The 25,629-nt window shown below is 69.0% G+C and carries 27 protein-coding genes; 15 read left to right on the top strand and 12 right to left on the bottom strand.

Translation table 11 applies throughout. The annotated features are described in order from the left end of the window. Positions 1 to 46 precede the first annotated feature (46 nt). The 6 genes from AC1HFH_RS22755 to yhjD all read left to right on the top strand — a co-directional run bounded on the left by AC1HFH_RS22755 (position 47) and on the right by yhjD (position 5,949). Positions 47 to 1,738, top strand: a complete 1,692-nt coding sequence (locus AC1HFH_RS22755; RefSeq protein ID WP_480244817.1) for a purine-cytosine permease family protein — start codon at positions 47 to 49, stop codon at positions 1,736 to 1,738. 154 nt (positions 1,739 to 1,892) lie between these two features. Further along, the gene (locus AC1HFH_RS22750) at positions 1,893 to 2,765 is read left to right on the top strand and encodes a hypothetical protein (protein WP_480244816.1); all 873 of its coding nucleotides are present in this window, start codon (positions 1,893 to 1,895) and stop codon (positions 2,763 to 2,765) included. Positions 2,766 to 2,825: 60 nt separating this feature from the next. Continuing rightward, on the top strand, positions 2,826 to 3,323 hold the full coding sequence (locus tag AC1HFH_RS22745) for a guanyl-specific ribonuclease (protein WP_480244815.1): 498 nt from the start codon (positions 2,826 to 2,828) through the stop codon (positions 3,321 to 3,323). Next, a complete protein-coding gene (locus AC1HFH_RS22740; protein WP_480244814.1) occupies positions 3,323 to 3,817 on the top strand; it encodes a barstar family protein in 495 nt (164 codons plus the stop codon). Before AC1HFH_RS22745 ends, AC1HFH_RS22740 begins: the two co-directional genes overlap by 1 nt. A 44-nt stretch (positions 3,818 to 3,861) precedes the next feature. Then, positions 3,862 to 4,890 (top strand): tryptophan--tRNA ligase, encoded by a 1,029-nt coding sequence (gene trpS / locus AC1HFH_RS22735; protein ID WP_480244813.1) that lies wholly within the window; start codon positions 3,862 to 3,864, stop codon positions 4,888 to 4,890. 36 nt (positions 4,891 to 4,926) lie between these two features. Then, complete coding sequence (gene yhjD / locus AC1HFH_RS22730) at positions 4,927 to 5,949, top strand: inner membrane protein YhjD (RefSeq protein WP_480244812.1); 1,023 nt, start codon at positions 4,927 to 4,929, stop codon at positions 5,947 to 5,949. 132 nt (positions 5,950 to 6,081) lie between these two features. Here yhjD and AC1HFH_RS22725 read toward each other — a convergent pair whose 3' ends face one another. Then, on the bottom strand, positions 6,082 to 6,978 hold the full coding sequence (locus AC1HFH_RS22725; RefSeq protein WP_480244811.1) for a phenylalanine 4-monooxygenase: 897 nt from the start codon (positions 6,976 to 6,978) through the stop codon (positions 6,082 to 6,084). Positions 6,979 to 7,290: 312 nt separating this feature from the next. Between AC1HFH_RS22725 and AC1HFH_RS22720 the strand changes: the two genes are divergently transcribed. Both AC1HFH_RS22720 and AC1HFH_RS22715 read left to right on the top strand, forming a co-directional pair. Beyond that, positions 7,291 to 7,479, top strand: coding sequence for a type II toxin-antitoxin system VapB family antitoxin (locus AC1HFH_RS22720; protein ID WP_480244810.1), 189 nt, complete (start codon positions 7,291 to 7,293; stop codon positions 7,477 to 7,479). A 76-nt stretch (positions 7,480 to 7,555) separates the two neighbouring features. Next, positions 7,556 to 8,230, top strand: coding sequence for a JAB domain-containing protein (locus AC1HFH_RS22715; protein WP_480244809.1), 675 nt, complete (start codon positions 7,556 to 7,558; stop codon positions 8,228 to 8,230). A 92-nt stretch (positions 8,231 to 8,322) separates the two neighbouring features. Here AC1HFH_RS22715 and AC1HFH_RS22710 read toward each other — a convergent pair whose 3' ends face one another. The 4 genes from AC1HFH_RS22710 to sdhC are packed head-to-tail and all read right to left on the bottom strand — an operon-like array spanning position 8,323 to position 11,735. After that, positions 8,323 to 9,090: a succinate dehydrogenase iron-sulfur subunit gene (locus AC1HFH_RS22710; RefSeq protein WP_480244808.1), complete on the bottom strand. Its 768-nt coding sequence runs from the start codon at positions 9,088 to 9,090 to the stop codon at positions 8,323 to 8,325. Next, the gene (gene sdhA / locus AC1HFH_RS22705) at positions 9,090 to 10,880 is read right to left on the bottom strand and encodes a succinate dehydrogenase flavoprotein subunit (protein ID WP_480244807.1); all 1,791 of its coding nucleotides are present in this window, start codon (positions 10,878 to 10,880) and stop codon (positions 9,090 to 9,092) included. The genes AC1HFH_RS22710 and sdhA overlap by 1 nt, the downstream gene beginning before the upstream one ends. A gap of 16 nt (positions 10,881 to 10,896) precedes the next feature. Continuing rightward, the gene (locus tag AC1HFH_RS22700) at positions 10,897 to 11,328 is read right to left on the bottom strand and encodes a succinate dehydrogenase hydrophobic membrane anchor subunit (RefSeq protein ID WP_480244806.1); all 432 of its coding nucleotides are present in this window, start codon (positions 11,326 to 11,328) and stop codon (positions 10,897 to 10,899) included. Between the two features lie 2 nt (positions 11,329 to 11,330). Further along, on the bottom strand, positions 11,331 to 11,735 hold the full coding sequence (sdhC, locus tag AC1HFH_RS22695; protein ID WP_480244804.1) for a succinate dehydrogenase, cytochrome b556 subunit: 405 nt from the start codon (positions 11,733 to 11,735) through the stop codon (positions 11,331 to 11,333). Positions 11,736 to 12,025: 290 nt separating this feature from the next. Between sdhC and AC1HFH_RS22690 the strand changes: the two genes are divergently transcribed. The 3 genes from AC1HFH_RS22690 to AC1HFH_RS22680 all read left to right on the top strand — a co-directional run bounded on the left by AC1HFH_RS22690 (position 12,026) and on the right by AC1HFH_RS22680 (position 15,154). Continuing rightward, positions 12,026 to 12,442 (top strand): cytidine deaminase, encoded by a 417-nt coding sequence (locus AC1HFH_RS22690; RefSeq protein WP_480247948.1) that lies wholly within the window; start codon positions 12,026 to 12,028, stop codon positions 12,440 to 12,442. Positions 12,443 to 12,593: 151 nt separating this feature from the next. After that, the gene (locus tag AC1HFH_RS22685; RefSeq protein ID WP_480244803.1) at positions 12,594 to 13,892 is read left to right on the top strand and encodes a thymidine phosphorylase; all 1,299 of its coding nucleotides are present in this window, start codon (positions 12,594 to 12,596) and stop codon (positions 13,890 to 13,892) included. A gap of 161 nt (positions 13,893 to 14,053) precedes the next feature. Then, positions 14,054 to 15,154 (top strand): adenosine deaminase, encoded by a 1,101-nt coding sequence (locus AC1HFH_RS22680; RefSeq protein ID WP_480244802.1) that lies wholly within the window; start codon positions 14,054 to 14,056, stop codon positions 15,152 to 15,154. 4 nt (positions 15,155 to 15,158) lie between these two features. Here AC1HFH_RS22680 and AC1HFH_RS22675 read toward each other — a convergent pair whose 3' ends face one another. Genes AC1HFH_RS22675 through AC1HFH_RS22655 form a run of 5 tightly spaced genes read right to left on the bottom strand, consistent with a single transcriptional unit; the run spans position 15,159 to position 18,575 of the window. Beyond that, positions 15,159 to 16,400 carry a primosomal protein gene (locus AC1HFH_RS22675; RefSeq protein WP_480244801.1) on the bottom strand — a complete coding sequence of 414 codons (1,242 nt, stop codon included), beginning with the start codon at positions 16,398 to 16,400 and terminating at the stop codon, positions 15,159 to 15,161. Positions 16,401 to 16,420: 20 nt separating this feature from the next. After that, positions 16,421 to 16,774, bottom strand: coding sequence for a YbaB/EbfC family nucleoid-associated protein (locus AC1HFH_RS22670; RefSeq protein ID WP_480244800.1), 354 nt, complete (start codon positions 16,772 to 16,774; stop codon positions 16,421 to 16,423). Continuing rightward, on the bottom strand, positions 16,771 to 17,130 hold the full coding sequence (locus tag AC1HFH_RS22665) for a hypothetical protein (RefSeq protein ID WP_480244799.1): 360 nt from the start codon (positions 17,128 to 17,130) through the stop codon (positions 16,771 to 16,773). Before AC1HFH_RS22665 ends, AC1HFH_RS22670 begins: the two co-directional genes overlap by 4 nt. Before the next feature lie 9 nt (positions 17,131 to 17,139). Continuing rightward, entirely contained in the window at positions 17,140 to 18,246 is a 1,107-nt protein-coding gene (locus AC1HFH_RS22660) for a C40 family peptidase (RefSeq protein ID WP_480244798.1), read from the bottom strand. After that, positions 18,243 to 18,575, bottom strand: coding sequence for a type VII secretion target (locus tag AC1HFH_RS22655; protein WP_480244797.1), 333 nt, complete (start codon positions 18,573 to 18,575; stop codon positions 18,243 to 18,245). The genes AC1HFH_RS22660 and AC1HFH_RS22655 overlap by 4 nt, the downstream gene beginning before the upstream one ends. Positions 18,576 to 18,732: 157 nt before the next feature. On the opposite strand from AC1HFH_RS22655, the gene upp reads away from it, so the two are divergent. Further along, positions 18,733 to 19,356 carry a uracil phosphoribosyltransferase gene (gene upp / locus AC1HFH_RS22650; protein WP_480244796.1) on the top strand — a complete coding sequence of 208 codons (624 nt, stop codon included), beginning with the start codon at positions 18,733 to 18,735 and terminating at the stop codon, positions 19,354 to 19,356. 188 nt (positions 19,357 to 19,544) lie between these two features. On the opposite strand, the gene AC1HFH_RS22645 is transcribed toward upp, so the two are convergent. Continuing rightward, a complete protein-coding gene (locus tag AC1HFH_RS22645) occupies positions 19,545 to 21,404 on the bottom strand; it encodes a phospho-sugar mutase (RefSeq protein ID WP_480244795.1) in 1,860 nt (619 codons plus the stop codon). Further along, a complete protein-coding gene (locus tag AC1HFH_RS22640; protein ID WP_480244794.1) occupies positions 21,405 to 22,184 on the bottom strand; it encodes a purine-nucleoside phosphorylase in 780 nt (259 codons plus the stop codon). Between the two features lie 93 nt (positions 22,185 to 22,277). Between AC1HFH_RS22640 and AC1HFH_RS22635 the strand changes: the two genes are divergently transcribed. From AC1HFH_RS22635 to AC1HFH_RS22625, 3 genes are all read left to right on the top strand, one after another. After that, on the top strand, positions 22,278 to 22,979 hold the full coding sequence (locus tag AC1HFH_RS22635; protein WP_480244793.1) for an enoyl-CoA hydratase/isomerase family protein: 702 nt from the start codon (positions 22,278 to 22,280) through the stop codon (positions 22,977 to 22,979). Between the two features lie 68 nt (positions 22,980 to 23,047). Then, positions 23,048 to 24,250 carry a M20 family metallopeptidase gene (locus AC1HFH_RS22630; protein ID WP_480244791.1) on the top strand — a complete coding sequence of 401 codons (1,203 nt, stop codon included), beginning with the start codon at positions 23,048 to 23,050 and terminating at the stop codon, positions 24,248 to 24,250. Between the two features lie 38 nt (positions 24,251 to 24,288). Beyond that, on the top strand, positions 24,289 to 25,470 hold the full coding sequence (locus AC1HFH_RS22625; protein WP_480247947.1) for a M20 family metallopeptidase: 1,182 nt from the start codon (positions 24,289 to 24,291) through the stop codon (positions 25,468 to 25,470). Positions 25,471 to 25,629 lie beyond the last annotated feature (159 nt).

The following is a 25,629-nucleotide window of genomic DNA, read 5'->3' as shown; positions in this document are numbered from 1 at the left end:
GTAATGAACCGGACATTACGTGTGAACAACTGTGCACGACCTTCGTATGGCTGCCGATTCCCGACAGCTGACGAGGAGTACACACGTGACCGAAGTCGATACCAGGGCGGCGAATTCCGACGGAATCGCCGCCGCGAAGGAAACCCTGGAGGACTACACGCTGCGCTTCGCGCCGCGTAGCTACCGGAAATGGAGTCCGGCAGTCGTCGGCGTCTCGGCGCTCGGCGGTATCGCATACCTGGCCGATTTCGCCATCGGCGCCAATATCGGCATCTCCTACGGCACCGGCAACGCCCTGCTCGGAATCGCCATCTTCGCCGTGGTGGTGATGCTGACCGGCTTCCCGCTGGCCTATTACGCCGCCCGGTACAACATCGATCTGGACCTGATCACCCGCGGTAGCGGCTTCGGCTACTACGGTTCGGTGATCACCAATATCGTGTTCGCCTCCTTCACCTTCATCTTCTTCGCGCTGGAAGGGTCGATCATGGCCCAGGGCCTGGAACTGGGCCTGGGTATCCCGTTGTGGCTGGGTTATCTCGCCTCGACCGTGATCATCTTTCCGCTGGTGCTCTACGGCATGAACACGCTCGCCAAACTGCAGGTGTGGACCACCCCGCTGTGGCTGTTGCTGATGGTGGCGCCGTTCGCCTTCCTGGTGTTCCGGCACCCCGATTCGATCGGTGAGTTCTTCGCCTACGGTGGCGCGGACGGCTCCGGGATCAGCGTGTCCGGCACCCTGCTGGCCGCCGGTGTGTGCCTGTCGCTGATCGCGCAGATCGCCGAGCAGATCGACTATCTGCGGTTCATGCCGCCGCGGACCCCGGAGAATTCCCGCAAGTGGTGGACCTGGATGCTGCTGGGCGGCCCGGGCTGGGTCCTCTTCGGTGCGCTCAAGCAGGCGGTCGGGCTGTTTCTGGCGGTCTACTTGATTGCGAATCTTCCTGCCGCGCAAGGTATCGCCAATCAGCCGGTGCATCAGTTCCTGGAAATCTACCGCGATATGGTGCCGGGCTGGTTGGCCATGACCCTGGCCGTGGTGCTGGTGGTGATCAGCCAGATCAAGATCAACGTGACCAACGCCTATTCCGGTTCGCTGGCCTGGACCAACTCCTACACCCGGGTCACCAAGCGTTATCCGGGCCGGATCGTCTTCCTCGGCATCAATCTGGCCATTGCCCTGGTGCTGATGGAAGCCAATATGTTCGAGTTCCTGGACAGCATCCTCGGCTTCTACGCCAACTGCGCGATCGCCTGGATCGTCACCGTCGCCACGGATATCGCGGTGAACAAGTACCTGCTGAAGATCTCGCCGAAGGTGCCCGAGTTCCGGCGCGGCATGCTGTACGACTTCAACCCGGTGGGCCTGGCCGGTTTCGGGCTCTCGGCGGTGCTGTCGATCATGACCTTCTTCGGCGTCTTCGGCGACCTGCTGAAGCCGTACTCGCCGCTGGTCGCCGTGGTGATCGCCTTCGTGGTGACCCCTGTGACCGCCGTTGCGACCAAGGGCAAGTACTACCTGCGGCGCACCGACGACGGCATCGAACTGCCGATGTTCGACGAGCACGGCAACCCGTCCGGTGACACCCTGCCGTGCGCCGTCACCGGGATGGACTTCGAGCGGCCGGACATGATCGCCTCCGCGGTTCCGGGGCCTGAAGGGGAGATCCAGTACATCAGCTCGCTGGCGCTGTCCACCGATCAGGCGGGTGTGCACGTGCTGCCCGAGCAGCGTTGAGCTGTCCCCGGCGCCGGGCCGCACCGGGCTCGGCGCCGGGTCCGCGCGCGGGCGCTCGATCCAGGAGGGTGAAGGCAGATCAGGTTGCATCGTTAACCATTCCGCGAAGCGATGCGATCATCGAGTGTCGACCGACCCTCAGGAGGATTCGAACATGCTGGTGCGCAAGCTGACCCGGACGCTCGTCGCGGTCACGGCGGTGGCGGCCGTCGCGGCGGCGTGCGGGGGTGAAGAGCCGGCGCCGATCGATGCGGAAAGCACCTCGGCTCCGGCGAGCTCGAGCGCCGTCATTTCGACATCACCCACCACGCCGGAACGGCCGCCCGCGGATCCACCCTCGGCGGAACCATCCACCACTGAGCCCACCCCGGCGCCCGATCCGCCCGCGGCCGAACCGGACCGACCGGCCGCCGAACCGGACCGCCCGGCGGCCGAGCCCGATCCACCGGTCGCCGAGGCGGTACTACGGACGCAGACCCTGTCGGGCAACCCGGTTCCGGGTATCCCCGTGTACTTGGATCATATGAAGCCGTGTGACCCGGCGACCCACAACATTCCGGTCGGCACGACGCACACCGCCGCCAGGTACGAGGGCGTCACCGGCGCCGACGGTACTGCCACCATCGCGGTGCCCGTCGGCTGTTTCTACTTCGGGATGGATGCCCCCGAGAACACCTCCCCGGTTCCCGCGGGGATGCACAACCTTTTCGTGACCGAACCCGGACAGACGGTCTCCGGCAACCTGCGCTTCCAGGAGCCGGGCCTGCCGCCGGGGTGCGCGGTCGACAGCATCGAATACGAACTCGGTGTCGATGCCCGGCTGCAGAGTGCCTCGGGCCGGGTCACCGAATGCGACGGAACGTGGGCGGTGATCAACTGGGATCTCCCGGGCGACAATCAGCGCATCGTCCGGAACACGCCGGAAGGGTGGACCACCTATGTCGGGTTCCCGCACGATATGTGCTGGTCGGAGGCGAGCGCCGACGGCGTCCCGCCCCGGCTGGAGCGATACTTCCAGTCCTGCTGAACCCCGGCCACCGTCCTCGGGTAGCCCGATCGGACCGGCGGCGAATACCGTGCACTACCGATGAATCTCTCGAAGAAGACCCTGAGTGCCCTCGGTGCAGTGTTCGCCCTCGTGGTGGCCGTCCTGGTGACCCTGCTGACCGGGACGGATGACGGTGCGGTGAGCGAGGTGGCGGGTTCGGCCACGTCGGCGACCGTGCCGGCGACTGCGGCGGAGCCGGCGGCCCCGGCATCGGGGGCCACCTCGATCCCGGAGACCACGCAGCCGCGGGCGCCGGGGGTTCCCGATCGCGCGTACGACACGCTCGCCGAGATCGATGCGGGGCGCTGGCCGGAGTCGGCGGACGCGCCGGGCACCAAGGGCGGGCAGCGCTTCATGAACCGGGAGGGCAACCTGCCCGATCGGGGTGACGACGGCGCGCGGGTGACCTACCAGGAGTGGGATGTGAATCCGAAGCAGCCGGGTCGATCCCGCGACGCGGAGCGGATCGTCACCGGTTCCGACGGTTCCGCCTGGTATACCGGTGATCACTACGAAACCTTCACGAGGATGCGCTGATGCCGGAGCCGATGCCGTTGTCCGAGTTCCTCGCCCGTCCGGTGGCGGAACCGGACGGTGTCGCCGCCGTCGCCGGGGCAGTGCACCCGGTGCTGGGTGCGCTGTCGGTCGACGCCGCCCAGTTCGGTGCGGTGCGTTACGACGCGCCCGCCGAGTATCGGGTGCGTGAGCTGCGGGGCAGCCGGATGCGGTCGGTCGCGAGCCTGTTCGACGAGTTCGCCGCTGCGTTCCAGTTCCCGTACTACTTCGCGCCGAACAAGGACTCCTTCGACGAGTGCCTGCGCGATCTGGACGACTTCGTCGGCGACGGCCCCGGCTACGTCGCCGTGGTGCGCGACGCGGCCCAGTTGCTGGCCGATCAGCTCGCCGAACGCACCTGGTTCCGGGACGCGATGACCGACTGCGCGGACTACTGGGCCCGCCGCGAGGTGGCGTTCCGGGTGGTCCTGCAGGGCGAGGCGGGACCGCTGGACGTAGTGCCGCTGGTGGCCTGAGTACCCGGCGAAATCGCCTTGTCCGGTCATGGGAAGATCGGGACATGTCCAGCCCTGCCACACCGGCCGCCAAGCGCAAACAGCGCGTGCTGTCGGGGATCCAGCCCACCAGCGATTCGTTCCACCTCGGTAACTACCTGGGGGCATTGCAGTACTGGGTGACCATGCAGGACGACTACGAGGCGCTGTACTTCATCCCGGATATGCATGCGATCACGGTCGCCCAGGACCCCAAACAGCTGCGGACCCGCACCAAGACGGCCGCCGCGCAGCTGCTGGCGCTGGGCATCGACCCGGAACGGTCGACGCTGTTCGTGCAGAGTCAGGTGCCCGAGCACGCCGAGCTCGCCTGGGTGCTCAGCTGCCTGACCGGGTTCGGTGAGGCGAGCCGGATGACCCAGTTCAAGGACAAGTCGGTCAAACAGGGTGCGGACAACGCGACCGTCGGCCTGTTCACCTACCCGGTGCTGATGGCCGCCGACATCCTGCTGTATCGCCCGCATCAGGTGCCGGTCGGCGAGGACCAGCGCCAGCATCTCGAGCTGACCCGGAATCTGGCACAGCGGTTCAACGCCCGCTACAAGAAGACCTTCGTGGTGCCCGAGGCCCATATCGTGAAGGGCACCGCCAAGATCTATGACCTGCAGGACCCGACCGCCAAGATGAGCAAGTCGGCCACCACCGACGCCGGCCTGATCAACCTGCTCGACGACCCCAAGATCACCGCGAAGCGGGTGCGTTCGGCGGTCACCGACACCGAACGCGAGATCCGCTACGACCCCGATGCCAAGCCAGGGGTGAGCAACCTGCTGGTGATCCTGAGCGCGCTGAGCGGCACGCCGATCGTGACGCTGGAACGCGATTTCGCGGGTAAGGGTTACGGCGATCTGAAGGCCGATGTGGCCGACGCGCTGGTCGAATTTGTCACGCCCCTGCAGAAAAAGGTGCAAGAGTACCTGTCGGATCAGGGCGAACTCGACCGGATTCTCGCTTCGGGCGCGGACCGGGCTCGCGAGATCGCCGGCAAGACCCTTGCCCAGGTGTACGAGCGGGTGGGCTTCCTGGCCCGCTGATCGAGGTGCGCCCGGCGTGTTCGGAAAGGTTCGGCGGTGCAGGTGCTCGACAAGATCTCGGCCACGGCCGGGGAACAGGTTCGTAGTCGTCCGTGGTTGGATCATCTGATCCGGGCCGGCAACCGGTATCAGGAACAGCGGGGTGACTTCTACGCTGCGGGCATCACGTATTTCACCGTGCTGTCGTTGTTTCCGCTGCTGATGGTGGCGTTCTCGATCGCCGGTTTCGTGCTCGCCGGACAACCGGATGTGCTCGCCGATCTTCAGGACCGGGTCCGCGACAGCGTCAGCGGTGACCTGGGCGACCAGCTCAACGAGTTGATCGACAAGGCGGTCAACTCGCGTGGCGCGGTCGGGCTGCTCGGCCTGGCCACCGGCCTCTACACCGGTCTGGGCTGGATGAACAATCTGCGGTGGGCGCTCACCGAGCAGTGGGAGGCGGACGCGCCGAAGCGGAGTTTCCTGAAGACCAAGATCGGTGACCTGGGCGCCCTGGCCGGCCTCGGGCTGGCGTTCCTGGTGTCGATCGGTTTGTCCGCGGTGCGTTCCGAGCGGCCCGCGCGTCAGGCCTTGAAGGCGGTCGGACTCGACGATGTGCCCGGTGCCCAGCTGGTGCTGGTGACGTTGTCCACCGCCCTCGCGCTACTCGCCTCCTGGGCGGTGTTCGTCTGGATCATCGCCCGGTTGCCGCGTCGATCGGTGACCTTGCGCAGTGCCGCGAAGGCGGCGCTGCTGGCGGCGATCGCCTTCGAGATCTTCAAGTACTTCGGGTCGGTCTATCTGGAGACGGTGCTGAAGAGCCCTGCGGGCGCGGCGTTCGGTTCGGTGATCGGCCTGCTCGTGTTCATCTACATCACCTACCGGATCCTGCTCTTCGCGACCGCCTGGGCCGCTACCGCCCGGGACAACCGGGTGCACGATCATGCGGTGCGGCCGGCCGAAGGGGTGGTGATCCGGCCGCGGGTGGTGCAGTACACGCAGTCCCCGGTCGCGGGTGCCGCCTGGTTCGGCGCCGGTGCGCTGTCGGCCCTGCTGCTGATGCTGCGGCGCCGCCGCTGACCGTTTCCAGGAGGTGGCCGACCGGGCAGGGTCCGGCGTTCATTTCGGCGAAGCATCCGCCTTCGAGGTGCTGGAGTTCGGCCCTGCGGCGCCGGCCCGCTGCCGGCCCTGCGGCGCCGGTGCTCGACCGTTTCAGGAGCGGGCGGTGAGCCGGGCCGGCGTGTCGTCGTCCATTTCGGCGAAGAAGCCGCCCACCACGTCCTCCAGTTCGGCGACCGAGTCTGCGCAGTAGAGCACCGGCTGATAGCGGGTGATGTCGTAGGCCAGGGTGCCCATTTCGGCGATATCCAGGGAGCGCAGTTCGGCGGACCGGAATTCGTCCAGTTCACCGAACGAGGAGAGCAGGCCCGCGCCGTAGCACCGGACTTCCCGCTCGCCCGCAGCGCCTTCGCGGACCACGCCGAATTCCAGCGAGAACCAGAACACATCCGCCAGGAACTTCAGCGCCTCCGGTGTCTGCAGCCGGGCCACCGCCGCGCCCACGATCTCGTACAGGGCGGCGAACCTCGGGGCGGCCAATTGATTGGCATGCCCGATGATCTCGTGGATGGCGTCCGGTTCCGGGGTGTACAGCGGGGCCGAATGATGCCGGATGTACTGGGTGGAGTGGAACTTCCGCTCGGCGAACGAGCCGAAGAACTCCCGCAGCGGTACGAGGCCGGCCGCCGGGACGTAGGAGAACCCGCTCAGCGGATGTAGCGCCGCGGTGACCTCGTCGAGCTGGGGGATGTGGTCCCGGGGCAGCCGGAGCCGCGCGGCGCCGTCGAGCACCTCCCGGCAGGCGTACTTCTCGTGCTTGCGGGCCAGCTCCGCCGACACGATCCGCCACACCTGTTGTTCGTCGGCGGTGTAGTCGATCTGCGGGATCGGCCCGCCCGGCCGATGGTCCAGGGCCAGCGCCGCGATGGCATTGCGGCGGGCCCGGTAGTCCGGGTCGTTCACCCCCGGGTGATCGTCACCCAGATGGACGGTCACCTCGCCCTCGTGGTCCCGGGTCACCGGCGAGTACAGCTGCGCCTCGGTGAACATATTGCCAGGCTGGCACCGTCGGCCCCGAGCGACAACAGCACGGCGCGCAACTGGGCAATCTGCCCACTTGCCCCGCGGCAGCCGCGGTGTTTCCACCCGCCGGACCCGGAATATTCCGGTACGACTCATCGGTGGCGATCATCCGGCAACCGGCGGAATCGCTGCGAAGAACCGCCGGGTGTGCGAATCTGCGAACGTCGGGTTCCGGTAACGGCGCCGCGAATTCCCAGGACACGGGCCGGGCCCGGACGCAAGAATGCGATTGTACGAAGGCGCCGCCACCGGTGTCGGCGCCCACGGATTGGAGGCCACGTGCGGACCGTGCAGATAGATCTCGACCAGCAGCTGTTGGCCGCCGCGGCGGACATTCTGGGTACCGGCGACAGCAGAACCACCGTGACCGAGGCATTGCGCCGCATCGTCGTCCACGAGCGGCAGCTTCGCAACCTGGAGCGGTTGATGGCGGATTCGGTGTTCTCCGCCGGCCACGACTCGGACTGAGTCCGGACCCCGGCGTATCTGTCGGTGGTCGCTGGGATGATCGGCGGCGTCACCGAGCCACCGGAGGTGGGTACCGATGTCGATTCCGATCGCCGATCTGCCGGTCATGCAGCGCCCCCGGGAGCGGTTGCTGGCGCTGGGCGCCCAGGCGCTCAGCGATGCCGAGTTGCTCGCCCTGCTGCTCGGCCAGGGGCGCCGCGGCGAATCCGCGCTAGAACTGGCGGGTGTGCTCCTCGTCCGCTACGGCGGCACCGCGGGCCTGGCCACCGCCCGTCCGGAGGAGCTGGCCGGCTGGGCCGGGGTAGGACCGGCCAAGGCGGCGGCGGTAGTGGCCGCCTTCCAGCTGGCGGCCCGCGCCCGGGCCGCGGTCGATGCCGCACCGCGCCTGCACCGGCCCGGCGATATCGCTGCCGCAGCGGCCCCGCTGTTCGCCGGGGTCCGGGTGGAGCGACTGCTCGTGCTGATCTGCGATACGCAGCACCGGCTGCGACACCGGGCCTTCGTCGCCGAAGGCGCGATCGACCACGTCCCGGTGCCACTGCGGGAAATCCTGAACACGGTTCTGCGGCACGACGGCCGGGCTTTCGCCGTCGTCCACAACCACCCCTCCGGCGATCCCACCCCGAGTATCGACGACCACCGCGCCACCGCACTGCTCGCCGAAGCCGCGCACACCGTCGGCCTGCGCTTCCTGGACCATCTGGTGATAGCCGGCGAATCCTGGTCCGTCGCCGGTGAGTTCACCGGTTGACAGGCCGGCCGCCGGAGCGGCCGAGCCGGTGGCGATACGGCGAAGGCCGCCACCCGGAGTCCGGGCGGCGGCCTTCGCGTTGTGCGGGCAGATCAGCGGGTGAACAGCAGGGCCCGCTTGACCTCCTGGATGGCCTTGGTGACCTCGATGCCACGGGGGCAGGCGTCGGTGCAGTTGAAGGTGGTGCGGCAGCGCCACACCCCGTCGACGTCGTTGAGGATGTCCAGGCGTTCGCGGGCGCCCTCGTCACGGCTGTCGAAGATGAAGCGATGCGCGTTCACGATCGCGGCCGGGCCGAAGTAGCTGCCGTCGTTCCAGTACACCGGGCACGATGTGGTGCAGCAGGCACACAGGATGCACTTGGTGGTGTCGTCGAACCGGGCGCGGTCGGCCTGGCTCTGGATCCGTTCCCGGGTCGGCTCGTTCCCCGAGGTGATCAGGTACGGCTTCACCGCGCGGAACGCGTCGAAGAACGGTTCCATGTCGACGACGAGGTCCTTCTCCACGGGCAGGCCGCGGATCGGCTCGACGGTCATGGTGAGGGTCTTGCCGCTCTTCGGCAGCATGTCCTTCATCAGCACCTTGCAGGCCAGCCGGTTGACCCCGTTGATCCGCATGGCGTCGGAACCGCACACACCGTGTGCGCAGGAACGCCGGAAGGTGAGCGTGCCGTCCAGGTAGGACTTGATGTAGATCAGCACGTTCAGGAAGCGGTCGGTGGGCAGCACCGGGACCTGGAAGGTGTCCCAGTAGGCGCCCTCACCGTTCTCCGGATTGAACCGGGCCACCTTCACGTCGACCATCACGGAGCCGTCGGGCACCGGAGCCGGCTTCTGCGGAGTCTCGGCAACAGCAGTCATCAGTACTTACGCTCCATCGGCTCGTAGCGGGTCTGCACCACCGGCTTGTAGTCGAGCCGGATATCGGAGTCGAGCTCCGGCCCGGTCTTGTAGGCCATGGTGTGCCGCATGTAGTTGACGTCGTCGCGGTTCGGGTAGTCCTCGCGGGCGTGTCCGCCGCGGGACTCCTTGCGGTTGAGCGCGCCGGCCACGGTGACCTCGGCGAGCTCCAGCAGGAAGCCGAGCTCGACGGCCTCCAGCAGATCGCTGTTGTACCGGCGGCCCTTGTCCTGCACCGTGATCCGCGAGTACCGCTCCTTGAGCGCGTGGATGTCGGTCAGCATGTCCTTGAGGCTGTCCTCGGTGCGGTACACGCCGGCCTTGTCGTCCATCGCGACCTGCAGCTCGGTGCGGATATCGGCCACGCGCTCGTTGCCGTGGTCGGACAGGATCAGCGCCAGCCAGTCCTGCACCATCTGCGCGGGCTGTTCCGGCATCTCGACGAATTCGGCGCGCTGCGCGTATTCGGCGGCCGCGATACCGGCCCGGCGGCCGAACACGTTGATGTCCAGCAGCGAGTTGGTGCCGAGGCGGTTGGCGCCGTGCACCGAGACGCAGGCGCACTCACCGGCGGCGTACAGGCCGGGCACGATATCGGAGTTGTTGCGCAGCACCTCACCGCGGATCCGGGTGGGGATACCGCCCATCACGTAGTGGCAGGTCGGCATGACCGGCACCGGCTCCTGCACCGGGTCGACACCCAGGTAGGTGCGGGAGAACTCGGTGATGTCGGGCAGCTTCTCCTCGAGCACGTCCTCGCCGAGGTGGGTCACGTCGATGAGCACGTAGTCCTTGTTCGGACCGGCGCCGCGGCCCTCCCGGACCTCCTGGACCATCGAGCGGGCGACGATGTCACGCGGCGCGAGGTCCTTGATGGTGGGGGCGTAGCGCTCCATGAACCGCTCGCCGTCGGCGTTGCGCAGGATGCCGCCCTCGCCGCGGACCGCCTCGGAGATGAGGATGCCGAGTCCGGCCAGGCCCGTCGGGTGGAACTGGTGGAATTCCATGTCCTCGAGCGGCAGGCCCTTGCGGAACACGATGGCCATGCCGTCACCGGTGAGGGTGTGTGCGTTCGAGGTGGTCTTGTACATCCGGCCGGAGCCGCCGGTGGCGAACACGATCGACTTGGCGTGGAAGACGTGCAGTTCGCCGGTGGCCAGCTCGTAGGCGACGACACCGGTGGCGACCGGACCCCGGTCGGTCTCGGTCATCACCAGGTCCAGCACGTAGAACTCGTTGTAGAACTCCACGTCGTGCTTGACGCAGTTCTGGTACAGCGTCTGCAGGATCATGTGGCCGGTGCGGTCGGCGGCATAGCAGGCGCGGCGCACCGGCGCCTTGCCGTGGTCGCGGGTGTGCCCGCCGAAGCGACGCTGGTCGATCTTGCCCTCGGGCGTCCGGTTGAACGGCAGGCCCATCTTCTCCAGGTCCATCACCGCATCGATGGCCTCCTTGGCCATGATCTCCGCGGCGTCCTGGTCGACCAGGTAGTCACCACCCTTGACGGTGTCGAAGGTGTGCCACTCCCAGTTGTCCTCTTCGACGTTGGCCAGTGCGGCGCACATGCCACCCTGCGCCGCGCCGGTGTGGCTGCGGGTCGGGTAGAGCTTGGTCAGTACGGCGGTCCGGGCCCGGGGACCGGCCTCGATCGCCGCGCGCATACCGGCGCCACCGGCGCCGACGATCACGACGTCGTAGCGATGCTCCTGAACAGGGCGGGAGTCACCTGTCACGTTGCTTGCTTCACTCATGCGAGGTGGCCTGTTCCTAACTGATGTTGGGGTCGAAGGTGAAGATGACGTAGGTGCCCACGCCCATGACCAGGATCATCGAGACGACCAGGGCGGCCTTGAGCCAGAAGCGGGTGGAGTCCTTGCGCGCGTAGTCATCGATGATGGTGCGCATGCCGTTGCCGCCGTGCAGCTGCGCCAGCCAGAGCATGGCCAGGTCCCAGAACTGCCAGAACGGCGAGGCCCAGCGGCCCGCGACGAAGGCGAAGTTCAGCCGGTTCACGCCGCCGTCGATCATCAGCATGATGAACATGTGGCCGATGACCAGGAAGATCAGCAGCAGGCCGGAGAAGCGCATGAACAGCCACGCGTACTTCTCGAAGTTGTTGGACGAGCGGCCCCGCGGCGCACGCGGCAGGTCCAGGCCCGCCGGTCGGTCATAGGACTTTCCGAGAACAGGTGCAGTCATGATCAGTGCTCCGTCAGCAGGTAGAAGAACTGGCGGCCGACACCCGCGCCGGCGACGACGATCCAGATGGCGAGCACGACCCACAGCATCTGCTTCTGGAAGCGCGGCCCCTGCGACCAGAAGTCGACCAGAATCACCCGCACACCGTTGAGCGCGTGGAACAGTACCGCGACGACCAGACCCATCTCCATCAGCGCGACGAGCGGGTTCTTGTAGAGCTCGATCGCCTCGTCGTAGGTCTCCGGGCTGACCCGCACCAGTGCCGTATCGAGGACGTGCACGAACAGGAAGAAGAAGATGGTCGCGCCGGTGATCCGATGCAGTGCCCACGACCACATTCCGGGGTCGCCTCGGTACAGCGTCTTGCGCTTCGGCTGAGCCGGAGCCGGAGCTTCTATCGTGGTCATAGAGTGCGGTGCCTCCAACGTCGTTGATGGACCCGGTCGCAGATCCGGCGCCGACCACGTGGAGAGGCGAAAGCCCTGGTGGCTGCGCAACGTTCTTCCGGGCGCGGGCCGCCGCCGGGGACCTGAACCGATCTGGGGTGAACTCTAATCCTCTTGCAATCCGGGAACTAATTCGGCGTGCCGCGCGTTGTCCACTCGTCGCCTTTGTTAGGTTTGCCTTTCCTGAGGCTGTGCAGTGGCGTAGTCGATACCGCGCGGCCATAATCGGCGCGCTCGACGGAAGGGCCGAGATGTCGGAGATCGACTGGAATCTACTGCGTAGCAAGGCAATCGAGGCAAGGGGTGTGGCCTACGCGCCCTATTCCCGGTTTCCCGTCGGTGCGGCGGCTCTCACCGTCGGCGGCCGAATTGTGAGCGGCTGCAATGTGGAAAATGTCTCACTCGGTTTGACGCTCTGTGCGGAAACTGTACTCGTCGGTAACTTGTTTTCCGGTGGCGGTGGGCGGTTGCTGGCGATGTCGGTAGCCGATTCCCGGGGCGAGATACTGATGCCCTGCGGCCGGTGCCGTCAGGTGCTCTACGAACACGGCGGGCCGGAGCTGATCGTCGATCATGCCGAGCGCCCGCTACGCCTCGTCGAACTGCTGCCGCACGCCTTCGGGCCGGACGATCTCGCCGCCGGGCGGACCGATCCCGGCGACCGGTGACCAGCGGCCGATGGACTCGGGTGCTCGGTGACTCGGCCGGGTGGCGGCCGGGCCGGCAGCGGCGGTATGTGGTGTCCACGGGTGCGTCGCCGGTGTCGCGGCGCGCAGGCGGCAACCCTGCGTACATCGTCGATCGTGCGAGACTGGCCGCGTGACAGCGGATCCGGTATTCGATGCAGTGTCGGTCATCGCAACCAAACGGGACGGCGATGAGCTCTCCGACGGTCAGATCGACTGGGTGATCGATGCGTTCACCCGGGGTGCGGTCGCCGATGAACAGATGTCCGCGCTGGCGATGGCGATCCTGCTCAACGGGATGAGCCGGCGGGAGACGGCCCGCTGGACGGCCGCGATGATCGCCTCCGGGGAACGGCTGGACTTCACCGATCTGCCCCGGCCGACGGTCGACAAGCACTCGACGGGCGGGGTGGGGGACAAGATCACCCTGCCGCTGGCACCGCTGGTGGCGGCCTGTGGCGCCGCGGTGCCACAGCTTTCCGGCCGTGGTCTCGGGCACACCGGCGGCACCCTGGACAAACTGGAATCGATCCCGGGCTGGCGGGCCGAGGTCACCATGCCAGCGATGCGCGAGATGCTGACCGACCCGGCGATCGGGGCCGTGGTGTGTGCCGCCGGTGCCGGGCTGGCACCGGCGGACAAACGGCTCTACGCGCTGCGTGATGTCACCGGCACGGTCGAATCGATCCCGTTGATCGCGAGCTCGATCATGAGCAAGAAAATCGCCGAGGGCACGGCAGCGCTGGTCCTCGATGTGAAGGTCGGCAGCGGTGCGTTCCTGACGACCCGCGATGCCGCCCGGGAACTGGCCACCGCCATGGTCGAGCTCGGCCGGGACGCCGGAGTCCGCACGGTGGCGCTGCTCACCGACATGGACACGCCGCTCGGCAATGCGGCGGGTAATGCCCTCGAGGTCGCTGAAGCCGTGGAAGTGCTCGCCGGAGGCGGCCCCGCCGACGTGGTGGAGCTCACCCTGGCCCTCGCCCGGGAGATGCTCGACCGGGCCGGGCTGCCCGACGCCGACCCGGCGGCTGCACTCACCGACGGCCGCGCCATGGACCACTGGCGGGCCATGGTCCGAGCCCAGGGTGGGGCCCCGGACGCACCGCTGCCTCGGGCCCGGCACACCGAAACGGTCACCGCGCCGGACACCGGCTACCTCGCCTGCCTCGACGCCCGCGCCGTCGGCATCGCCGCCTGGCGGCTCGGCGCCGGCCGCGCTCGCCAGGGTGACCCTGTGCAGTTCGGCGCCGGCGTGCAGTGGCATGCCCGGCCCGGCGATCACGTCAGAGCCGGACAGGCCCTGTTCACCCTGCACACCGATACCCCGGAGTCGTTTCCGGCGGCCCGGGCCGCGCTCGCCGCCGCTGTCGCCATCGTCGCCGAGCCGGTGGCGGGCGGCAGCCTGATCCTCGAGCGCATCGGCGAGTAGTCGGCCGACCGCTGGGCGGGGACAGCCCGGACCTCCGGCGGCACCGGCTGGGTGACCGGTGGACGGCCCGGGTGAAGCGGAATCGACCGCTCGGCAACGAGCCGGTTGCCACCCAGCGAGTTTCGTGGCCGCGGGGTGGTTGCTGCGGCTACCGTCGTGACATGACTGGTCCCATGCCTCTCGACCTCGTTTCGATCCGGCAGGCGCCCAAGGTTCTGCTGCACGATCACCTCGACGGTGGCCTGCGTCCCGGCACCGTGCTGGACCTGGCGCGCGAATGCGGCTACGACGCGTTACCCGCCACCGACGAAGCGAGCCTGGCGATCTGGTTCCGAGAGGCCGCGGACAGCGGTTCGCTCGAACGCTATCTGGAGACCTTCGCGCACACCGTGGCCGTCATGCAGACCCCCGAGGGATTGCGCCGGGTGGCCCGGGAATGCGCGCTGGATCTGGCCGACGACGGCGTCGTGTACGCCGAGGTGCGGTTCGCACCCGAACAGCATCTGGAACGCGGACTCACCCTGGATCAGGTGGTCGAGCACACCCTCGCCGGTTTCCGCGAGGGTGAGGTGCTGGCCGCCGAGCGCGGCACCCCGATCCGGATCAACTGCCTGCTCACGGCCATGCGTCATGCTGCCCGATCGCTGGAAATCGCCGAGCTGATGGTCCGGTTCCGCGAACGCGGCGTCGGCGGGTTCGATATCGCGGGAGCGGAGGCCGGTTTCCCGCCCACCCGGCACCTGGACGCATTCGAGTATCTGCGCGCCAACCACGCGCACTTCACCATCCACGCCGGTGAGGCGTTCGGGCTGCCGTCCATCCACGAAGCCCTCGCCTTCTGCGGCTGCGACCGGCTCGGGCACGGAGTGCGCATCACCGACGACATCCGGCCGGCCGATGGGGAGCCGGAGGGCGCCGAACTCGGCCTGGTCGCCCAGTACGTGCGCGACACTCGGGTGCCCCTGGAGTTGTGCCCCTCGTCCAATGTCCAGACCGGGGCGGTCCCGTCGCTGGACAAACACCCGTTCGACCTGCTGGCGCGGCTGCGCTTCCGGGTGACGGTGAACACCGACAACCGCCTGATGAGCGACACCACCATGAGCCGGGAGATGCGCAAACTGGTCGAGACCTTCGGCTACGGCTGGAGTGACCTGGAAAGGTTCACCATCAATGCGATGAAATCGGCGTTCCTGCCGTTCCCGGACCGGCTGCGTTTCATCGACAGCGTGATCAAGCCCGGCTACGCGGTGCTGCTGGGCTGATCGGTCACTGCCGCTCCAGGCGGCCCTCGAAGGCTCGTTCGAGCTCGCGCCAGGTCTGCGCTTCCGCCGCGAACGGTGGCTTCGGCGCCATCCGGGTCGGGTCCGGCTCCAACACATAGGAGACGTACCAGCCGAGCGGATTCGATTTGGCCAACCCGAGTTCGACACCGTCGTCGCCGGCATAGTCGGCGGCATCGGTCAGCAACTCCACCGCCAGGTCCAGCTGTTCGACGTCGATCGCGTCCGGGCCTTCGGCGAGATCATCGGACAGGCCCGGCAGGACGTAGACGTTCTCGTCGGTCACCTCGACCTCGAGCGAGCCGTCCACGGCCGCTGCCTGTACGTCCTCGTAGGTGCTCACCCGGGCGAGGTCGTGGTCGTGCTCATCTGCCAGATAGCGGGCCAGCGCCCGTTCGGACGGGAACACCGTGATGGTGCCGCGCCGGCCGAGGAAGATCGGCTCATCACCCAGATAGCAGCGGAGCGTGAACCAGGTGCCGTCCGAGGTGATGATCTTCACCGGGTCGATCCCGACCTGGTTCCAGAACGAGTCGTCCTCATCGTCCTCGTCGTCCTCGTCCAGATCGACCGACTCGAATTCCTCGTCCTCCTCGGCAGCATCGTCGGCGTCGACTTCGTTCTCCTCGGCGGCGAGCAGTTCGGCCTCGGCGACCGATACCGCCTCGGCATCCACCTCGGGGGTGGTCACCACATTGTCGATCGCATCGAGCACATCGTCCCAGCCCTTGGCGATGGCCGCGCCGACCTCGTCCCACAGCTGCTCGCCCTCACGGCCGGTGAAGTTGTGCACACCGCCGGTGAGCGCACCGAGCGCCGGATTCGCGTCGAAGAAGCCGGTGACCGCCTCCAGCTCGCAGATCTCGCCGATGTTGCGCACCATGGTCAGGGTGTCGTCCAGTTCGACCACGGTCTCCGCATCGGGCCGGCCGGCAGCCAGTTCGGGGACGCCGACCAGGTCGAAGGTGAAGTTCTCCTCCGGCTCCAGCTCCGCGGCCGACAGCCCGGCGACCACCGGCCAGGCGGGATGATCGACCAGGTCGTTGTCGGTGTTCGTCCGGATGAAGGCGGCCAGCTCCGCGACCGACTCGAAGCCGTAGAGGTCGTCTTCGTGCCCTAGGAACGCCTCCCACTCCTCGTCGCCGTCGCGCCAGCGCGGTGCCCACAGGGTGACGAGATCGCCGTCGGTCAGACCGAGCTCGATCGGGACGAGGTCTCCAGAAGCCATGATGCGAAGCCTAGCGAGGTTCAGCCCCGCGCACTATCCGGCCCGGCACCTGAGGTGCCCGCGCTCGGTGCGTCGGTGCCGGCGAACGACTCGTTCAGTGTCGCAACGACCTTCGAACGCTGCTCCTGAGCCGACTCGGTGGCCTGCCGGCAGGCCCAGACGATCAGCTGCCCGACCTCGGCCGGCGCCATCGTCGTCACCGATTCGGCGAGCGACAACGCGACCAGTTCGCCCTCGCCGTTGACCTCGACGGTGACCGCCCCGTCCTCGGTGCGGAACTCCCCGCGTACCTGCTTCATGCCGTACAGCCCGGCCTCCAGGGCTTCCAGCTTCGCCACGACCCCGTTGACCAGGGCGTCCATCTCTGCGCTCATACCGGCCTCATCCAGCTCGTCTGTCCCGTATCCGCCTCATCCATCCGATCGAGCTCCTCGACCATCTGCCGGCGGGTGGGCAGGCCCAGCTGGTCGAGTGCCTCGTCGGGCATCCCGGCCTCGGTGTAGGCCTCCCGCATCCGATTCTTGGCCTTGAGCGTCGACTGTTTGGTCAGACGCAGGATCTCGGCCGCGAGCGCCTGGGCGCCGTAGCGGTACTCACTGCGCTCGAACTGGATCTCGATCGGCAGCCCCTGGTTGGTCGCCCGAACCGAGATGCTGCCGGACCGGTTCCGGCTGACCGCCGAGGTGGCGTTGGGGATCGCCCCGGGACCGGGGGTCGTACTGTCACTCATGCCCGTCTCCTATGCCGTGGGCCTGTAGAAGCCGTAGAACTCCATACCGCTGTTCTCCGTCCGGAGCGAGCCGACCTGGACGGGATCGCCCGCCTCGACCAGCTGGCCGTTGCCGATCACCATCGCGACGTGGCCGTCCCATACCGCCAGGTCACCCGGCTGCAGGTCGCCCGGGGACACCTGGGGGTGCCCGATGTGCTGTTCCTGGGCGAGCCGAGGCAGTTCGACCCCGGCCTCGCCGTAGGCGTACTTGGTCAGACCGCTGCAGTCGATCCCGCTGCCCGGGTCGTTGCCGCCCCATACGTACGGGGTCCCGACCGCGCCCAGGGCCGATCGCACGGCGGTGGCGGCCTCCTCGTTCGGCGCCTCGACCACACTGCCGTCCGGCAGGGTGACCTTGACTCCGGTGCCGGTGTCCGATGCGGTGCCGTCGCCCGGGGCGCCGGTGCTCGGGGTGGTCGCGGCGGCGATCGGCTGCGCCGTCGTCGCCGCGGCCTCGGTGCCGAGCCCGCTCACCGTGGACAACAGGCCGGAGGCCAGCTGGCCGAGGCCGCCACCCGAGGAAGTCACCGACGACGCCGCGGCGGCCGCGGTGGAGGCGAGTGACGGGGTCGGGGGCGGCGGGGTCAGCTCCTGCATCGCGGCGGTCTGGGTGCTCAGCTCACCCTGTACCCGGTTCACCACCGCGACGCCCTGGCCGATGTGGTCGATGGCCGAACTCACCACCGTCATCAGCCCGGCCGGGGTGCCGAGGGCCGGGCCCAGCGCGGCGGCCTGGTTCACGAACGACTGCGCGATCGCCTCCAGCTCCTTCTGGCCCGCCTGGACGTACGCACCGGCCTGGTCCACCACGGTCGCCATCTCGGTGCCACGATCGGACAGGGTGGCGGCCGAGGTCTGCACCCGCAGCGCCTTGGCGGTGGCCGCATCGGCGGCCACCCCGTCCCAGGCGTTGTTCATCGCGTTGATGCTGTTGCGGCCGAGCTCGTGGATCTGGTCCAGGTTGGTCGCGGTCGACCGCAGGCCGTCGGAGGGGCCGCCGCTGGGCAGCACGCCGGTACCGAAGCTGGCGAGCAGGTCGAGCAGTGGTTTCGCCAGCGTGTTGATGTCGATCATGCGACCGGGCCGTCCAGTTCGGCGGTGGCGGCGGTGAGCGGCGCGGCGTTGCCCTGGTCGGTGTCCACCAGGGTGGCGGAGGCGGCGGTGGCGGCACCGCCCATGCTCGCCATCACCGCGGACAACTGGCCGATCCCCGCGACATGCCCGGCGTGCGCGGCCGAATAGGCGGTCAGGAAATCGCCGCCGATCAGGCCGAAGATCGGGCCCAGCAGCGTCGGGTCGGAAGCGGCCGAACCGGCCGCGGCGGTGGCGAGCTCGCCCGACATGACCTGGGCGCTGGTGGCGTAGGCGGCGATCCCTTCGGTATCGGCCGACATCTTTCGCATCGAACTTCCCCCATTCGTCATCGAGAGCAGCGCCGGCGGCGGGCAGATGCTCGGTGAGCAAGAGTACGTCAATCACCTATTGGGACGCACCGCAGCTGCCTTCGGTTCCCGCGAACTTCCCACCCGTTCCCGCCGCCGCTCACTCTATCGTCATCCCATGCGTACCGACACCGTGGATCATCCACTCGCCGCCGCTCTCCTGACGACGATGCGGGACGCCCGCACCGACAGCCCTGCCTTCCGGGCGGCGCTGCGCGACCTCACCGGGATCCTGGTCTACGAGGCGCTGCGTGATGCGCCGGTGCACCGGGAACCGGTCACCACGCCGGTGGGGCAGGCCGAGGGCGTGCAGCTCGCCCGGCCGCCGCTGCTGGTCCCGGTGCTGCGCGCGGGCCTGGGCATGGTGGATGCCGCCTCGGCGTTCATCCCGCACGCACGGGTCGGATTCGTCGGCGTGGCCCGGGACGAGCAGACCCACAAGCCGGTCCCGTACCTGGCGTCGCTGCCCCCGGACCTGACCGGGCTGCCGGTGTTCGTGCTGGACCCGATGCTGGCCACCGGCGGCTCCATGCGCTACACCCTGGACCTGCTGGCCGACCGCGGGGCCACCGACATCACCGCCCTGTGCGTCGTCGCCGCACCGGAAGGCATTGCCGCACTGGAATCCTCGGGTCTGCCCGTGCGTCTGGTCACCGCCGCCGTCGACGAGCGTCTCGACGACAACGCCTTCATCGTCCCCGGCCTCGGCGATGCCGGCGACCGCCAGTTCGGCCCGCGCTGATCCGCCGCCGATCCGCGCTGGCTGCTCGACTACGCGGATCCCACTCTGCGGCAGGTGTTCGATCCGGCGGGGCCGTTCCGGCGCTGCGGTCCGGTGGCCCGGCACCGTCCCGGTACGGCGCTCGTGACGGTTCCGCCGCCGGGCGGGACCTTCGATGATGCGCGGGCGCCGGCCGACTGAGGCACGGATCAGCGGTGCTCGGTCAGGGTGTGGCAGAACTCGCCGAGCCGAGCGAGGTGTTCGGCGGCGAGTGCGCGGATGGCGGGTAGTGCGGTGCGGTCGGGGACCGGCGCGAACACCTCCAGGTAGCACTTGAGCTTGGGTTCGGTTCCGGAGGGGCGGATCACGATTCGGAAGTCGTCGCCCTCGAGGAGCAGGGCGTCGGTGCGCAGCGGGCCGCGGGCGGCGAGCTGGTCGACGAACCCGGCCGGGGTGCCGGCGATCTGCGTCGGCGGGTCGGCGCGCAGGGCGGCAACCAGTTCGCTGGCCGCCGCCTGGTCGGCCAGCCGCAGCGACACCTGGTCACCCAGGTGCAGGCCGAACTCCACGGCGTAGTCGTCCAGCCGGTCCCGCAGGGTCCGCCCGTCCGCCTTCAGCTTCGCCACCAGGTCGGCGGCCAGTACGGCGGCGGAGATGCCGTCCTTGTCCCGCACCCGCGCCGGGTCGACACAGTGCCCGATCGCCTCCTCGTAGGCGTAGATCAGCCCCGAACCGGCCCGGGCGAGCCATTTGAAGCCGGTCAGGGTTTCGGCGTAGCGGGCGCCGCGGGCCGGGGCCAGTTTGCCGAGCAGGCGCGACGACACCAGGGTGGTGGCGACCAGAGCACCCGGCTCGGCGGTGTCCAGGAGGTGGTCGGCCAGCAGTACGCCGGTTTCGTCCCCGCGCAGCAGTTGCAGGCCGTCCGCGCCCGGAACGGCCAGCGCACATCGGTCGGCATCCGGATCCAGGGCGATCGCCAGGTCGGCGCTCACCCGGTCGGCCAGTTCCAGCAGCAGATCGGTGGCGCCGGGCTCCTCCGGATTGGGGAACCCGACGGTCGGAAAGTCCGGATCGGGCTCGAACTGCGATCCGACCACGTGGACATCGTCGAATCCGGCCGCCCGCAGTGCCGCCACCGCGGTCGCCCCGCCCACCCCGTGCAACGGTGTCAGCGCGATCCGCACCGGCGCCCGCTCACCCGGCCCGCCCAGCAGGGCAGGCAGCGCGGCCACCCGCGCCAGATAGCGATCCAGCAGCCCGGCCGCCGGATCGGGATCGCCCACCCCGTCCGGCCCGGTCGAACCGCCGGTACCGGCCGATGACTCGGCGGTGCCGCCGCCGGGCGGTAGTTGTTGCCGCGACCGATCCGTGGTCGCGCGCACGACGGACGGCGCCTCGTCCGGGTCTACCGGAGACGGGGCGATGGCGCTGGATGCGCCGGCAGCAGGTCGGTCAGCGGCCGGGGCGCTGGTTCCGGCGCTGCCGGTCCGGTTTCGGGGGTCGGTGGCGGGCCGGGTGGCATCGGCCGGCCGATGACCCCGATCCGTCGGTGCCAGAGCGGTGGTGGCGTAGTCCGTGGCTGCGCCGGGGTGGTTCGAGGCAGGCCGGTCGGCAGCCGGTGCGGGCGGTACCGGTGCGCGGTCGACCGGCAGCCGTACCGCGTCGATACACGCTTCGATCTCGCGGTCGGCCGGGGCGACCAGTTGCAGGCCGCCGTCCAGATAGAGCTTGTAGCCGTTGTCGGCCGGTGGGTTGTGCGAGGCGGTGATCTGGACCCCGGCCACCGCGCCGAGTTCCCGGACGGCGAAGGCCAGGACCGGGGTCGGCAGCGGTTCCGGCAGCAGGGTGACCGGGAAACCGGCCGCCGTGAACACCTCGGCGGTGGTGGTCGCGAAGTCGTCGGAGCCGTGCCGGGCGTCGCGGCCCACGACGACCCGGCCCCCACCCAGGCACCGGTCCCGCAGCCAGGCGGCCACCCCGGCGGTGGCTCGCGCCACGGTGTCCACGTTCATCCCGTCGGGGCCGTCGCGCAGCGGTCCGCGCAGGCCTGCGGTGCCGAAGCGCAGCATCTACAGCCGCTCCAGAACGCCGCGCAGCAGCTTGCCCAGGCGCGGTGCCGCCGCCTGCCCCTCGGCGAGTACCTCGGCATGGGAGAGGTGTGCACCGGTGACTCCGGCCGCCAGGTTGGTGACCAGCGAGATACCGAGCGCCCGGGCGCCCAGGGCCCGGGCGGCGATCAGTTCCAGCACCGTCGACATGCCGACCAGGTCCGCGCCCAGGGTCGCCAGCATCCGGATCTCGGCGGGTGTCTCGTACTGCGGGCCGGTCAGGCCGGCGTAGACGCCCTCGGTCAGGCCGGGGTCGATCTCGCGGGCCAGGGTGCGCAGCTGCGGATCCCAGGCGTCGACGAGATCGACGAAAGTGGCGCCGGACAGCGGGGAACGACCGGTGAGGTTCAGATGGTCGGCGATCAGGACCGGCTCGCCGACCCGCAGTCCCGGCCGGATGCCGCCCGCGGCATTGGTCAGCAGCACCGTCCGCGCGCCCGCAGCGATCGCGGCGGCGACCGGATGCACCACCTCCTCCGGGGTGCAGCCCTCGTACAGGTGCCGGCGGCCCATCATCAGCAGCACCGGGGTGTCGCCGACGGTCACCGAATGCACGGTGCCGTGGTGCCCCTGTGCGCTCGGCGCACCGAACCCGGGCAGCTCCGGCATCGGTACCGACGCGCGCGGCGTGCCGATCTCGGCGGCGGCTTCCTGCCAGCCCGAGCCGAGGATCACGGCGGCTCGATGTTCGGGCACTCCGGTACGTTCGGCGATCGCCTCGGCGGCCTGTTCGGCAAGCATGCCGCGAGTCTAATCCGCGGGGCCACTGCCGAACTCCGCATTGCCCGATACCCGCCGGTAACCCCGGACCGGCTCGTCCCATAGTCTTTGTGCATGCCGTATCTGGAGCGTGATGGAGATGTGTTCGTGGTCTTCCTCGGGAACGAGGGTCAGACCGACAGCGAGAACCGTTTCTCCCCGGATTGGATGGACGCGTTCCACGAGACGCTGGACCGGGTCGAGACCGCCGACGGCCCCGCGGCCCTGGTGACCGTCGCGACCGGCAAGTTCTTCAGCAACGGTCTGGACACCGACTGGATCTTCGGCAACATGGACAAGATCCACGGGTACCTGGACCGGGTGCACACCATCTACAGCCGGTTGCTGACCTTCCCGATGCCCACGGTGGCCGCGGTGAACGGGCACGCCTTCGGCGCCGGCGCGATGCTGGCCACGGCCCACGACTTCCGGGTGATGCGGTCCGACCGCGGCTACTGGTCGCTGCCGGAGGTGCAGCTGGGCATGCCGTTCACCCCGGGCATGAACGCCTTGCTGAGCAACCGCCTGACCAATCAGGTGTGCGTGCAGGCCATGACCACCGGGCATCGTTTCCCGGCCGCCGAGGCGATCGCGGCCGGTATCGTCGATGCCGAGGCCGAACCGGATCAGCTGCTCTCGGCTGCCGTCGCCCGCGCCGCGGCGCTGGCCCCGCTGCGCAAGCCGATCACGCCGTTCATCAAGTCGACCCTGCATGCGCCGACCCTGCAGGCGCTGGCCGAGCCGGTCACGCCGGAGAATCTGCCGTTCGGTAACTGACCCGCCCGGCGGGGCCCGCCGGAGGTGGCGAGGTGCCGGTCCGTGCGCACAGTGCGAGACTGGGTGCCATGGCCCTTCCGCGTACCGGTGATCAGCCGGCAACCGCCGCGGAGGCGGCGATCGATGCCGCTGCCGCGCGGTTGGTGGCGTTGTCGCACGATCTGCACGCCGAACCGGAGACGGCGTTCGCCGAGCATCGCAGCGTCGCGAAGGTGCTCGCACCGCTGGCCGAGCGCGGTTTCGAGATCACCCGGCCGGTCGCCGGGCTGCCGACCGCGTTCCGCGCCGTCTACGGCAGCGGTGCACTGACCGTCGGCCTGTGCGCCGAATACGATGCGCTGCCCGAGATCGGACACGCCTGCGGGCACAACATCATTGCGGCCTCGAGCGTGGGCGCGGCGCTGGGGCTCGCCGAGGTCGCCGACGAGCTCGATCTGACGGTCGTGGTGCTGGGCACGCCGGCCGAGGAGAGCGGCGGCGGCAAGGTGCTGATGCTGGAGGCCGGTGCCTTCGCCGACCTGGCCATGGCGATGATGGTGCACCCCGGACCGCAGGACATCGCCGGGGCCAGTTCGCTGGCGCTGGCGGATCTGGCGGTCGACTTCCACGGCCGTGCCGCGCATGCCAGCGCCGCGCCGGAAATGGGACGCAACGCCGGTGACGCGGTCACCGTCGCGCAAGTTGCCCTGGGGTTGCTGCGCCAGCATTTGCGCCCGGGACAACAGTTGCACGGTATAGTCGGCGACGGTGGCGTAGCCCCCAACATCGTGCCCGAACGTGCGGAGTTGCTGTATTACCTACGAGCGACCGATTCCGCTTCCCTCGACGACCTGATGCAACGCGCAACGGCTTGTTTCGAGGCGGGTGCCCTGGCGACGGGCTGCACTCACGACATACGGACCCTCGCGCCCACATATACCGAGCTCACGCCCGACCCCGATCTGCTGGCTGCCTACCGAGCGCAGCTCCCGGGGCTGGGCCGGGTGCCGATCGCACCCGAGCTCGAGGTGCAGCGTCCGCTCGGGAGTACCGACATGGGCAATGTCACCAACGTGATCCCGGGCATCCACCCGGTCATCGGCATCGACGCCGACGGCGCGGTGACACATCAGCCGGAGTTCGCCACGGCAGCGGCCGGTGCCTCCGCGGATCTGGCCGTCGTCGACGGCGCCGTCGCGCTGGCGCGTACCACGATGGCCGTGGCCCGCGATGTAGAACACAGGGACAGGTTGTTGCAACGGCTCGTGGAACGACAGGAGGACAATCGGTGAGCATTACCGGCAGTTCGGACACCGGGGTGTATCCCGCCATGGCGGTTCCCGGTGGTACGGCAGAATCCGGTGCGGAGGCGGTATCGGCCTGGCTGGCCGAGCACACCGCCGACCTGGTGCAGTGGCGCCGCCACATCCACGCCAACCCGGAGCTGTCCCGGACCGAGTTCGCCACCACCGAGTTCGTCTCGGCCTGGCTCACCAAGGCCGGGCTGAACCCCCAGGTGCTGCCCGGCGGCACCGGCCTGATCTGCGATATCGGCCCGGAGGGGCCGCGGATCGGATTGCGTGCCGATATGGACGCACTGCCGATGCAGGAATTCACCGGCCTCAGCTTCGCCTCCACCGTTCCGGGCGTGTCGCATGCCTGCGGCCACGATGCGCACACCACCGTGCTGCTCGGTACCGCGCTCGCGCTCGCCGATCTGGACCTGCCGGTCGGCGTCCGGCTCGTCTTCCAGCCCGCCGAGGAAGTGATGCCCGGCGGCGCCCTCGACGTCGTCGCTGCGGGAGCCATGGCCGAGGTGTCCCGGATCTTCGCGCTGCACTGCGATCCGCGCCTCGAGGTCGGCCGGGTCGGTCTGCGCACCGGCCCGATCACCTCGGCCGCCGACACCGTGGAACTGGTGCTCGATTCGCCCGGTGGCCACACCTCGCGCCCGCATCTCACCAGCGATCTGGTGTACGCGATCGGCACCGTGATCACCGGCCTGCCGGGCATGCTCAGCCGACGCATCGATCCGCGTACCAGCACCGTGATGGTGTGGGGCGCGGTGAGTGCGGGTAAGGCGCCGAACGCCATCCCGCAGACCGGCATGCTCACCGGCACCGTGCGCACCGGCGACCACGCCACCTGGGCGCTGCTCGAACCGACCGTCCGTGAGATCGTCGACGGCCTGCTCGCGCCGACCGGCGTCCGGTACCAGCTGAACTACAAGCGCGGCGTCCCGCCGGTGGTCAACGACCCGGAGTCGGTGCGGATGTTCGAGAACGCGATCACCGCCCTCGGCCCCGAAGCGCTCGCGGACACCCCGCAATCCGGCGGCGGCGAGGACTTCTCCTGGTATCTGGAAGAGGTCCCGGGCGCCATGGCCCGCCTCGGCGTGTGGTCCGGCCAGGGCGACCAGTTGGACCTGCACCAGCCCACCTTCGACCTGGACGAACGGGCCCTCGCAGTGGGCGTCCGGGTGCTGACCAACCTGGTCCTGCAAGCCGGCTGAGCACGCCGGATGGCCCGGCAGACCGGCTGAGCGTCCCGTCGGTCCGGGACCCAGGTTCGCCCACCCCGAACGGGGTACCTCCGAATGCAGGCTGGTCACCTCGTCCTGGCACTGCGCCAGGCCGATATGTCCGGCAGGCCGCTGAGCGCCTCGCCACCG

This window comes from Nocardia sp. KT25-26, assembly GCF_056627695.1.
The sequence above is the reverse complement of the archived record's forward strand: the minus strand, read 5'-3'. Positions and strand labels throughout refer to the sequence as shown.